Origin of the sequence: Nostoc sp. PCC 7524 (assembly GCF_000316645.1) — a bacterium.
GTDB lineage: Bacteria > Cyanobacteriota > Cyanobacteriia > Cyanobacteriales > Nostocaceae > Trichormus.
Map to the genome: position 1 here is coordinate 3,042,103 of NC_019684.1, position 11,601 is coordinate 3,053,703.

Genomic DNA, 11,601 nt, shown 5'->3' on the forward strand with positions numbered 1-11,601 from the left:
AGGGCAGAGGGCAGAAGGAAATCCCCATAAATAAATTTAGGGGATTTAACAAGGACATCGTATTTTTTGCGCTACGCGCCTCAAAATACATTTTCAACTTTTGTTCATAAATGAATTTAGGAGCTTGTGACCCTTTTGGCAGAGGGCAAAAATTGCATTTTCCCCCTTCTGCCTTCTGCCTCCTGCCCTCTGCCTTTCTTTGGTCAATAGTCAACAGTCCAATAACTAATGACTATCGACCATGGGCTATTAACTATTGTTCAACAGTCCGGCACTAATTGCACCCAAGATTACCACACCAAATATCAACCGATACCAAATAAATACCCAAGTGCTTTGAGTTTTCAGGAAGCGTAGTAACCCTGCGATCGCAATATAAGAGAAGATAGCCGCCGAAATTACTCCCGCCACCAGGGAAATTATCGCCCCATCCCCCAAACTTGTGCCTAAAGCATCTTTTAATGACACTAACCCGGCTAAGGTAATGGCGGGAATCCCTAATAAAAAAGAAAACCTCGCGGCGGTTTCTCGTTGTAAACCCATAAATAATCCCCCAGTCAGGGTAGAACCAGAACGAGATACACCAGGAACTAAAGCTAATGCTTGAGTTACACCCATGAGTAGCCCGTCTTTCATTGTCAGGTGTTCAAAATCTCGCTGACGCTGGCCGAGTTTTTCTGCCAATCCCAATAAAATTGACATGACAATCGAAGCAATCGCGATCGCACCTAAGCTTCTAATGGGTGAATTATCAAAGTCAGGAATAAATCTTTTAATTAACAGTCCACATACCAAAATGGGTAAGGTTCCCAAAAGAATCCCCAATAATAGGCGCAAGTCATAGTCATCATAATTTTTTTGCGCGATCGCTCTAGTTGCCCCCTGGATAATTCTGGTTAAATCTTCCCAGAAATACCACAACACGGCGGCTATACTACCCAGCTGAATCACAGCCGTGAACGCCACCCCCGGATCACCCCAGCCTAGGGCTACTGGTACTACTTTTAAATGGGCTGTGCTACTAATCGGCAGAAACTCAGTCATACCTTGCACAAAGCCTAAAACAATCGCTTGCAAAATATTCATTTGTTGTACCCCAGTTGTTCCTGGGTTAGCTGGGGTACTGAGAACTTTTAAGGGAAATGCCACTACAGATAAAGCAGCAGAAGCTGCACCAAGAAGCACAAACCACTGACGTTTAAATAAAATCATGAGTCTACCTGCGATCGCTGTGATTACCAATAATTAAACAAACAACTATCTCAGCAAGTTGCCAGGAAAATCACCCCACAAAGCATCTCATGTTCTAGTTAGCTGTGCAAGAAGAGAAAGCAAAGAAGAAGCAGGGGGAGCAGAGGAGGTAAATTCTTCCTTGTCTCTCCTTGTCTTTCCCAGATCCTCATCCCGTAGTAATATAAATATGCCCCCCAGGGGGATTTTTACGTATGGTATTTTGTTTAATATAAAGTTTAGTAACAATTATTAAAATTTTGATTAATAATACTTTGTCTCCCTACACTACCTCTACCAACCCTATAGATCATGAGCTACACCCTAGCAACACCGGGCAGAGGAGCCTTAAAGAATTGGAATCTACATTAAAAGCCTCACCCTCTCTGCCTTTTGCCTTATATTCCCAAACAACTTGGTTAGTATTTGCGGCGGCAGTATTTTTAGTCTCAGTACCAGTATTTATCGAAGCGCCACTGGTGCGATCGCTGCCGGGTGTAAGTTTGGCAATGACAGGATTTTGGGTGTGGCTGAGTTTTAAGTTAATGTCACGTTCTAGCACTTATCTGTGGGGAGATTTGCTCTTAGGCTTTAGTTGGAGTTGGTTAGCAGGAGCAATTTATTGGGGTTGGTTACGTTGGGAACCTCTATGGCATCTGCCAGTAGAATCGATAGCATTACCCTTTGCTTGTTGGTGTTTATTTCGCAATTGGGGCAAGGTTGGTAATTGGTTTTATTTAGGTTCCTTACTCGGTACCGTCTTAACAGATGTGTATTTTTATTTAGTAGATTTGATGCCCTACTGGCGGCAAATCATGCAAGTAGAACCAGAAAATGTGTCACCGATTTTACAAGCAGCAGTCAGCCAAGTCCAAACCCCTTGGGGCATAGGCTGGGCAATTATTTTAGCCATCGGACTACTAATAGCGGGTGTTATCCCCTTAAGTAAAAAACAGCAACACTGGTATGCGTTTGGTGGTGCAGTCTTAAGTACAATCTTGGTAGATAGTTTATTTTTGTTAGCGGCTTTGACAGCATGAGGGTAGGGACTGGGGACTGGGGATTGGGGACTAGGGATTGGGGATTGGGTAAAAATTCTACCTTTTCTCCCTTGTCTCCCCTCACTCCCACCCTGTGGGAAGTTGATGCTACATCCTCCCCTGCTCCTCTGCTCCTCTGCTCCCTAGCTACCTTCTGCCTACTATAAATATTGAGGGTATTAATAAGCTGTATATTAGTTTCTGATAGCTGCTGTGTGTTGATTAAGTCATCAGCTTTTAGTCAATGGTTAATAGTTGAGAATCAATAGTCATAACTATATGATGATGGACTATAGATAGTTGGCGGCTGTTAGCTTAACACTGTTATTTCAGTTTGATGAAAGAGGTAAAAAATCGTGAAAGGATTGGTGCGTTTATTAACAGTATTTAGTTTGTTGCTAGGCTGCTGGGGATGGTTGGGAACAACTCAAATTGCCCAAGCTGGCAGTTTACAAAGTTTTTTGGTTCCTCAAGTCCCAGTTTTGGCAATTGAACGACTAAATCGGGCAGATGCCAAACTAGCAACAGATTTTGGCAAGAAAGTCGATTTGAACAATACCAACGTAAGAGCTTTTCAACAATATCCAGGGTTATATCCAACTCTGGCTAAGAAAATTATCAAGAATGCTCCTTACAAAACGGTAGAGGATGTATTGAATATAGAAGGATTGAACGATCGCCAAAAAGAACTTCTACAAGCTAATTTCGATAACTTCACAGTGACAGAACTAGAACCTGCCTTCAACGAAGGAGACGATCGCTTTAACAACGGTATCTACAGATAACCCCCAAATCAGTTAATGTAGCAAAAAGTAGCCCACTTCCCATCCTAGGGAGTGGGAATTTTCTTTAAATCAGGGGATAATTGAACCAAAAGTATTAAGACTTACCCATGAACAGGAATAATCAGGGGCTTGTTACGGAGATTTAGGGGTGTAGGGGTGTAGGGGAGCAGGGGAGCAGGGGAGGATGTAGCTTGCTTCTCTTACGATGGCGTAAGCCTACCCGTAGGGTGGGAGTGAGGGGAGATAAAGTAGACAAGGTAGAATTTTTACCCAATCCCCAATCCCCAATCCCCAATCCCCAATCCCCAATCCCCAATCCCCAATCCCCAATCCCCAATCCCCAATCCCCAATCCCCAATCCCTAATCCCTAAAATTTCTCACCTTGCCACAAATAGATATTCCTAGCCAATTTGATGTTTTAGTAATCGGTGCTGGTGCTGCTGGATTATACACAGCATTGTGTCTACCAGAATCTTTGCAAGTCGGTTTGATTACTAAAGAAACAGTAACGCTTTCAGCGAGTGATTGGGCGCAAGGTGGTATCGCCGCCGCGATCGCTCCAGATGATTCTCCTACTCTCCACATTGAGGACACATTACAAGCAGGCGCAGGTTTATGTGATCTTGCGGCTGTAGAATTTCTTGCCCAACACGCCCCTAGTTGTATTCAATCCTTGGTGAATTTGGGGGTAGCTTTTGATCGACATGGGCAAGCTTTAGCTTTAACTTTAGAAGCAGCCCATTCTCGTCACCGGGTTCTTCATGCAGCCGACACCACAGGTAGGGAAGTCACAACTACCCTCTCTGCTCAAGTATTACGTCGTCACAATATCCAAGTTATTCAGCAAGCTTTGGCTTTGAGTTTATGGTTAGAACACGAAACTGGTAACTGTCAGGGTATTAGCCTGTTTTATCAAGGAAAAATTAACTGGGTGAGGGCTAGGGCGGTAATCTTAGCCACAGGTGGCGGTGGACAGGTATTTGCCCAAACTACCAACCCGGCTGTGAGTACCGGCGATGGAGTCGCGATCGCTTGGCGGGCTGGGGCGATTCTGCGTGATTTAGAATTTGTCCAATTTCATCCCACAGCTTTAACTAAACCCGGACGCTTCCTGATTAGTGAGGCGGTTCGGGGCGAAGGCGCACACCTAGTTGACAATGAAGGGCGGCGGTTTGCTTTTGACTATCATCCGGCTGGAGAACTCGCACCTAGAGATGTAGTCAGTAGAGCTATTTTTAGCCATTTGCAAAAAACTGCCGTTGATCCCGCCACTGCTCATGTCTGGTTGGATATGCGTCCGATTCCTCCCGACAAGATTCGGCAACGTTTTCCTAATATTGTCAAAGTTTGCCAGCGTTGGGGCATTGATGTCTTTCAAGAACCCATCCCTGTAGCCCCAGCAGCCCATTACTGGATGGGTGGAATTGCCACTGATTTAAGTAATCGTACCAATATTCCGGGATTATACGCAGTGGGAGAAACTGCCAGTACGGGAGTACACGGAGCCAACCGATTAGCTAGTAATTCATTGCTGGAATGTATTGTGTTTGGAGCGCAATTCTCCCAGATTCAACTGCCCAATTCAGCTACCACATCACCATTACCAGATTTGCCATTGCGGGAATTTCAGATTGAAGCGAGGGAATGGCAGACTCAGCAAGCACAATTGGCTGTGATTCGGGAAAAATTACCCCGTCTAGTTTGGCAAAGTGCAGGTATTTGTCGAGAACAGTCGGGTTTATCTGCGGCGATCGCCTCTGTAGAATCTTGGCGACAAAATTTTGCAGCTTTGCTGTTGAGTCAATTCTTAATTTCTTTACGCCCCTACGAAGCTGTGAGCTTCCATGTTCCAGATATTGAACCGCAATTACGACTATGGGCAGAAACACGCAATTTACTGGATGTCGCTGAACTTATTCTCAAAAGTGCTGCCTTTAGAACTGAAAGCAGGGGTGGACACTACCGCCTAGACTATCCCCATGCAGATCCTCACTGGCAAGCTCACACTATAGTACAAAAATATCAATGGTGGCAATCTCCGGTCGGGAAATCTTAAAACTTGCTTAAGTATTTTCAAGTAAGTATTTTCGTTGCATATACTCTTCTTCATCGAAGAAGTACAAACACTCAATAAAATCTATGGACAGCATAACTTATTAGTATGTTGAGCCAAATTTGTAGTGCTGCAAGAGAAAACTCTTGTGACATATTACTATGGCTTATTGTGATGTGATTTGTACAAAAAAAATATTCAGCGCGTACCAGTCCCATATTCACTGTATGGAGCGCCATAGTTCGGCGGAATATAAGTGTCTTTGGAATCTTGTAAATGAAGAGCAGGGGGGTGTGTAAGTTTTCCGGTAGTGGGATTAGAAGCATTAGCAGCTAAGTAATGGAAGGTGCCGGTTGCATCTGCTACTTTTGGGATGATCAAAGAAGCACTGATGCAAAATATCACAACACCAATGATTTTCAATTTGGTTGTCATAGGCTTTGCTAAAGGGTATGTATTCTGAACTTATCCAGTGTGTTTTGTTAAATACAGTAAGCTAAATTACTTTTTCCAAAGAAGTTAAGTTTTGGTGAAAATCTACTGCTAACTGATAGCTACTTAACTGTCATTAAGTGATGTTGCGGCTAATCAAAAATTCAGGATTATGCCTTAAAAGCATCTTGACAATTAAGTAATATAACGAGAACCGATGGTTAACATCAGTCAAAAGTTAGAAGTAATTCTCAGTCAAAAGTTATATATGTTCATTAATTACCACAGGAGAATTATCTGTCTCGTATTTTTTTAATAAAAAATTAAGCTTTTTAAGTGTAATTTCTCACAGTACCAAATGTCAAACCTGTAACATTACGTAGATAGCTTTGGGTCTACACAACTGTTTTCGGTGAAAATAGGGAGACTCCGGAAATACTTTTGGGTAATTTTTAATTTTTGATAAATTTTTTGGCAAATTTAAAGTTACAGGTTATACCGTTTCTTTATGAAGATGCAATTTATAGGTTGTTGTAGAGACTTTGCATACAACGTCTCTACAGAATTTATTTGGTGAAGCTTTTCATAGAATTGGTATTACTAGCTCAGTAAAAATGGCAATTATCTAGCTCCATTATAGTACAAAAATACTAATACAGCTTGTTTTTAAACTCATAAAATGGGGAAAATACTGTAAGTATTCATTTTTAAGAAAATTCATAGCAATTCTTACCTAGATGCTTGGCACGATACATAGCAGTATCTGCTTGTTTGATTAATGTGTCAGCATCTTTGCTGTGTATAGGATAAATACTGATGCCAATACTAGCAGACACTTTAGTAGTGTATCCGTCCAAAAGAATTGGCTCAGTAATGCTGACTAAAATTTTCTCAGCAACTTTAGCAGCTACTTGCATATTAGGTATAGCTCGTAAAATCACGGTAAATTCATCGCCACCTAAGCGAGAAACAGTATCGCTAGCACGTAAAGAATTGCTGAGGCGTTGACCAATGACTACTAATAGGCGATCGCCCATCTCATGACCCAAGGTATCATTAACTTGTTTAAAGCCATCTAGGTCGATAAACAGTAAACCTAGTAGTAAATTGTGACTGTGCGCCCAATTGATCGACTCTTGCAGTTGTTCAGCAAAGAATTTCCGATTAGGTAAACCTGTGAGGGAGTCGTGATAGGCTAAATAACGTAAACGGTCTTCTTTGAGTTTTAATTCATTGTTAGAGCGAAACAACTCAGCCGCAGTCCGCTTGAGTTCCTCTTCCATCAACTTACGCTGAGTAATATCTCGAATCACCCCCACTAAAAAATAATTGCCAGCTGCATCTTTGTGGAGCGATCGCTTAGTAGCAATCAGATGCGTCTTCCCGTAAGCATCAGTAAATTCTTCTTCGTTCTCATGGGGACGCTGCGTCGTAAACACCAATTCATCTTGCTTTCGGAACACATCAACTTCGTGGGTTGGGAAAAAATCAACATCTGATTTGTCAATCAGCACAGTGTTGGGATAACCAATAAATTGACAATAAGCCTCATTTAAAACTATCCACTGACGTTGTTCATTTTTCACAAAAATCGGGTCAGCGATCGTATCTATCACTTCCTGCAAAAACTCTTTCGAGCGTTTTAACTCTTCCTGCATATAAGCAAGCTGATAAGTCATCCACACCACCGAACCACCGAAGGTGAGTAATGCTGGAATCAGTGGTATCCACCAACCAAACAAAAAAGCCAAATACGCACTAATAATCAGCAGCAAACAACAAAATAGAACCGTCAACAAACTAGGAATAGGTTTTCGGATGCGCCATGTGGTTGCAGAGCCAATATAAGACCAAGCAAAAATCCACAAATATTCCCCAAAATCTGACCAGACTTTGAGTAATGGTCTACCGTCTAAAGCTGCTGAGATTAACTGATCAACAAAATACGCTTGCAATACAATCCCAGCCACAGGCTTGGCTCCTGCCATCAGACGGCTAGAATAGGGAATAAACACACTCTCCTGCACACTAGAAGCAGTAGAGCCAATTAAGACAATGCGATCCTTAATCCAGCTTGTTGGTACTTTATTATTAAGCACATCCACCATACTCACTTGGCGATAACCACACTGACTAGGAGTATGATTGCGACAACCCGGTTTGGGAAAATTTGACAAAATTTGATAGCCTTTAGCATCAGCTTGGACATAAGCACCGTCATTTCCTTGAAACCTAGGAAATTCTGCCTTACCTAACTGTAAATACTTGGGGTTAATAGCGGCTTTCTGCGGCTTAATACCCTCTGCTTTTAAATACAATAAACCTAGTTTTAACGCAAAACTTTCGTGCAGTTGGTCGCCAATATGCAAATACAACAAACTGCGGCGAACTTTACCATCAGGATCATATAGTAAGTTGTTAAAACCTACTTGTTCACGATTCAGTTTTGGTGGAGGTGGAACACTCGCGTTCTGATTATTGGGTGCTAGTAGTTCAATCCCAACCAAATTTGGCATTGATTTATAAGCACTAACCAGAGCCTCATAACCAGGTTGTGTAGGTAAATTGCGGTAAATATCTAAGCCAATAGCACGAGGTTGGTGAACTTGTAATTTTTGTAATAATTCAGCAATGATTCCATCTGGAATGGGGAATCCTCCGCGTAAAGAAACCTCATCAATCGCTACTATCGTGATCCGCTCATCAGGTGGCTCATAGGGACGTAAATGAAAAAAATGATCCAATGTTGCCAACTCTAAGGATTGTAGTAATCCTACAGAGCGTAAAAATAGGACTAACACCATAACGCTAGAGGTAGTAATCAATTCTCTGCGTCTTCGACTAAGCGATTGTTTCAGTCCTAAAATTAACTGCACAAGACGCTTACCTAGTTGCTGACTCATTCCCATTACCTAATAGGGAGAAAGATTTTTATTGACTATGCTTAACAATAGCTATCAGATAGCTAGCACAAAGTATGACCAGCCAGAACTATAATTGACTGGTGGAAAACCCTTTAAATTCAGTGAAATTGCTCCCAATTATCGGTGTTTAGCTTTGATGACAGATAATTCATAAAATTTCATGACTAAAAAATTACAACTGGCAGTTTCTTGTTTATGAAAACAAGTTGACTGTAAATATTGTTTGTTAATAACAAAAGTATATTTTCACTAACTTGTAATTGCCAAACTTTATTTTTGACTTTGGTGTAATTCTCTACTCAAAAATCATTCATATACTGAAAAATAACTGTGAATTTAGGAATTACTGGTTGGAGTAATTATACTGGTAAACTTTTCAGCAATTAACAATGGACAATTCTATACAACTTGCTACTTTTTCCCTTTATATAAATAAAAATAAAGCAGTCAACTGAAAGCATCTTGTTGTATGTAATCAGTTGATTGATGAATTAATTGATGATTATCTAGTAATAGATATTAGTTAGTAGGGTGCGTCAGTCAAATAAAACCCTGCAATACCAAGAAAATATTCCTGCTGACGCACCCTACATATTGGATATTTTTGAATTTGGCAGTCCTCAAAATGAGGTAATCCAAACAAGGAATTAATGTGAGAGGTTATTTGAAGTATTTAAAGTTGCTAGCGCCTGTATAACCTGTAATCTTGGCTAATTCTGCTAAGTTTTGTACACCGCTATAGCTTTTACCATTAATAATCCAGGTGGGGAAGCCTGTGATTTTTGCAGCTTGACACAATTCCGGTTTACCCTTGGGACTATCAGCAGCACACTCTACCTGGACATTATTTTCCTTAAGGATATCGTAGGCTTCTTGACCAAAGAGTAGTTTTTGCTCATGGCAATGAGGACACCAATAAGCAACGTATTCCTTAGCACCTACTTTTACTAAATGTTGTGCTAGGGCGATTTCCGCTTCACCAGAAGTAGTAGTGATTTTCCAACCAAATTCAGGATTAGGATTTTCTTGGGGTATGAAGCTAATTTGTTGAGGTTTGCCATCAGTGGAACCACTTATGTTACCTGATGTGTTCACACCCGCATAAACGCCTAAAGTCCCAATGATCGTGACCATCCCTACAATGATGGCAGTAAAAACGATTTGTCCAATATCTTCCCACGAGCGACCAAGAATAGTCAGTACCAACATACTTAAAGAGAACAAAGCAGAGCCGATACAATAAGGACACACAGATCTGATTTGAACTGCCAGTACATACATTAAGTAGCCACTGAAGACGGACATAGCGATCGCTCCCACCAACAGCAGCCACCACGTCAAGTTTTCTAGTTGTTTGTGGTTACTGTTTTCTCCTGCTTTCCAGACCACAGGAGCTAAAGCTAGCACCAGCATACCTGTGTAGGCCAACAACCCAAATAAAGCCAGTGGTTGACCTAAAACCGTTGCCCAAGGGCTAGAAAGTACATCATTACAACCCTTAGTACCAGCCTCTGCTACACAAGCAGCACTACCACCTGTTAACTTTTCGATAGTTAAATAACCGGTAGTCAAGGCACCAAGTCCAGCGATCGCGGCGATGATTAAACGCGACCACTTATGAATCCAAGGAGTAGAACGGCGGCGAATCATAAACTGTGATTGGGGATTGGGGACTGGGGACTGGGGACTGGGGACTGGGGATTGGGGATTGGGGATTGGGGATTGGGGATTGGGGATTGGGGACTGGGAATTGGGTAAAAATTTTACCTTGTCTACCTTATCTCCCCTCACTCCCACCCTACGGGTAGGCTTACGCCATCGTAAGAGAAGCAAGCTACATCCTCCTCTGCTCCTCTGCTCCTCTGCTCCCCCTGCTTTCTTATCCCTACTGCCTCATTCTTAAGAATGTAGCTTTACTTGTTTTGTCGATTTGCTATCACCTTTGGAGTTCCAACTCCGACGGGCAGCTTCTACAAATTGGCTGACGCGAATTGGGTCAATTGGTTGCTCAATTCGACCTTGGCGTTTGAGGGAACTGGAAACAATCACACCATTAGCAGCCTGCAACAGTGTAGCAATATTTTCCCAGTTGGCCCCACTACCAATAAATACTGGCGTGCCATAGGCTGCACCACAAGCTAGTTCTAAATCTTCTTGGGTAGGTGGAGAGCCAGTAGCCCAACCCGATAAAATTACGGCATCTGCCAAGCCACGCTCAATTGTGTCTTTAACAGCAACAGTGAGATTGGGAGAACTGAGGGGACGAGCGTGTTTTACTAAAACATCAGCCAGAATTTTGACATCAGCACCTAACTCTCGTCGATAGCGGAGTAATTGATGGGCTTCTCCCTCAATTAATCCTTGGTCGGTAGCCATTACCCCTGTCAATACATTGACACGGATAAATTGGGCGCGGACACAACTGGCGATCGCCATTGCACTTTTGCCATCATTTCTTAAAACATTAATGCCGACAGGTAACGTCACCAAATTCTGTATCCGTTGCACAACCACAGTCATGGCACTCACAACTGCGGGATCGACCTGATTTTTTGTAAACGGCGCATCGAAAAAGTTTTCCACCATGATACCGTCCACTCCGCCACTAGCCAAAGCCGTCGCTTCTTGTTCCGCACGGTCAATGACTGCTTTGAGGCTACCTCCCCAACGTGCAGAAGTAGGGAGTGGCAGCAGGTGAACCACCCCAATAATTGGTGTTTGAGTTTTAAACAGCTGATATAAGTCCACGTCTTTAACTATTGTGAGGGCATGGGTTATTGGGAATGGGGGAGGCAGTGCGTTGGGCGGGGTTCCCGACTTATAGCAACCGCCGTCATGGGGCATTGGGGAGGCAGTACGTTGAGCGAGTTTCCCGACTTATAGCAACTGCCATCATTGGGCATAGACAAAGTTTTTCCTCCCCTGCTCCCCTGCTCCCCCGCTCCCCTGCTTCTTAAGAGTCCCCAATCCCTTCCTTACCATTAAATGTGTTTTATTATGGTTATTTTACTGCTTCCACCTGAAGACAGAATTGGGAGTAAAACTTACCATAAGATATGTTAAGATAAAACCTGGCTACAAGAGGAGTTTGCCACTCACAACACGCAAGGCAGCTTCCCTTGGTTTAGGTACATCG

9 protein-coding genes are annotated in these 11,601 nt (G+C 42.5%); 4 read left to right on the top strand and 5 right to left on the bottom strand.

Going from position 1 to position 11,601, the window contains the following annotated elements:
• Positions 1 to 249: 249 nt before the first annotated feature.
• On the bottom strand, positions 250 to 1,212 hold the full coding sequence (locus NOS7524_RS12110; RefSeq protein WP_015138771.1) for an undecaprenyl-diphosphate phosphatase: 963 nt from the start codon (positions 1,210 to 1,212) through the stop codon (positions 250 to 252).
• 278 nt (positions 1,213 to 1,490) lie between these two features.
• On the opposite strand from NOS7524_RS12110, the gene NOS7524_RS12115 reads away from it, so the two are divergent.
• From NOS7524_RS12115 to nadB, 4 genes are all read left to right on the top strand, one after another.
• Entirely contained in the window at positions 1,491 to 2,270 is a 780-nt protein-coding gene (locus NOS7524_RS12115; RefSeq protein ID WP_171815370.1) for a DUF3120 domain-containing protein, read from the top strand.
• A gap of 356 nt (positions 2,271 to 2,626) precedes the next feature.
• Positions 2,627 to 3,055, top strand: a complete 429-nt coding sequence (gene psbU, locus NOS7524_RS12120; protein WP_015138773.1) for a photosystem II complex extrinsic protein PsbU — start codon at positions 2,627 to 2,629, stop codon at positions 3,053 to 3,055.
• Between the two features lie 191 nt (positions 3,056 to 3,246).
• The gene (locus NOS7524_RS30000; RefSeq protein WP_171815371.1) at positions 3,247 to 3,420 is read left to right on the top strand and encodes a hypothetical protein; all 174 of its coding nucleotides are present in this window, start codon (positions 3,247 to 3,249) and stop codon (positions 3,418 to 3,420) included.
• An 18-nt stretch (positions 3,421 to 3,438) separates the two neighbouring features.
• Entirely contained in the window at positions 3,439 to 5,112 is a 1,674-nt protein-coding gene (gene nadB, locus NOS7524_RS12125; protein ID WP_015138774.1) for an L-aspartate oxidase, read from the top strand.
• A gap of 195 nt (positions 5,113 to 5,307) precedes the next feature.
• On the opposite strand, the gene NOS7524_RS12130 is transcribed toward nadB, so the two are convergent.
• The 4 genes from NOS7524_RS12130 to btpA all read right to left on the bottom strand — a co-directional run bounded on the left by NOS7524_RS12130 (position 5,308) and on the right by btpA (position 11,213).
• On the bottom strand, positions 5,308 to 5,544 hold the full coding sequence (locus NOS7524_RS12130) for a hypothetical protein (RefSeq protein WP_015138775.1): 237 nt from the start codon (positions 5,542 to 5,544) through the stop codon (positions 5,308 to 5,310).
• 704 nt (positions 5,545 to 6,248) lie between these two features.
• Positions 6,249 to 8,444 (bottom strand): CHASE2 domain-containing protein, encoded by a 2,196-nt coding sequence (locus tag NOS7524_RS12135; RefSeq protein ID WP_015138776.1) that lies wholly within the window; start codon positions 8,442 to 8,444, stop codon positions 6,249 to 6,251.
• Between the two features lie 681 nt (positions 8,445 to 9,125).
• A complete protein-coding gene (locus NOS7524_RS12140; protein WP_015138777.1) occupies positions 9,126 to 10,115 on the bottom strand; it encodes a vitamin K epoxide reductase family protein in 990 nt (329 codons plus the stop codon).
• A 249-nt stretch (positions 10,116 to 10,364) separates the two neighbouring features.
• A complete protein-coding gene (gene btpA / locus NOS7524_RS12145; RefSeq protein ID WP_041555726.1) occupies positions 10,365 to 11,213 on the bottom strand; it encodes a photosystem I biogenesis protein BtpA in 849 nt (282 codons plus the stop codon).
• Positions 11,214 to 11,601: the final 388 nt, after the last annotated feature.

Bases quoted from the DNA above. Each gene is read 5' to 3' on its own strand.
- NOS7524_RS12110 (WP_015138771.1), bottom strand. From the start codon at position 1,212: ATGATTTTATTTAAACGTCAGTGGTTTGTGCTTCTTGGTGCAGCTTCT.
- NOS7524_RS12130 (WP_015138775.1), bottom strand. From the start codon at position 5,544: ATGACAACCAAATTGAAAATCATTGGTGTTGTGATATTTTGCATCAGT.
- NOS7524_RS12135 (WP_015138776.1), bottom strand. From the start codon at position 8,444: ATGAGTCAGCAACTAGGTAAGCGTCTTGTGCAGTTAATTTTAGGACTG.
- NOS7524_RS12140 (WP_015138777.1), bottom strand. From the start codon at position 10,115: ATGATTCGCCGCCGTTCTACTCCTTGGATTCATAAGTGGTCGCGTTTA.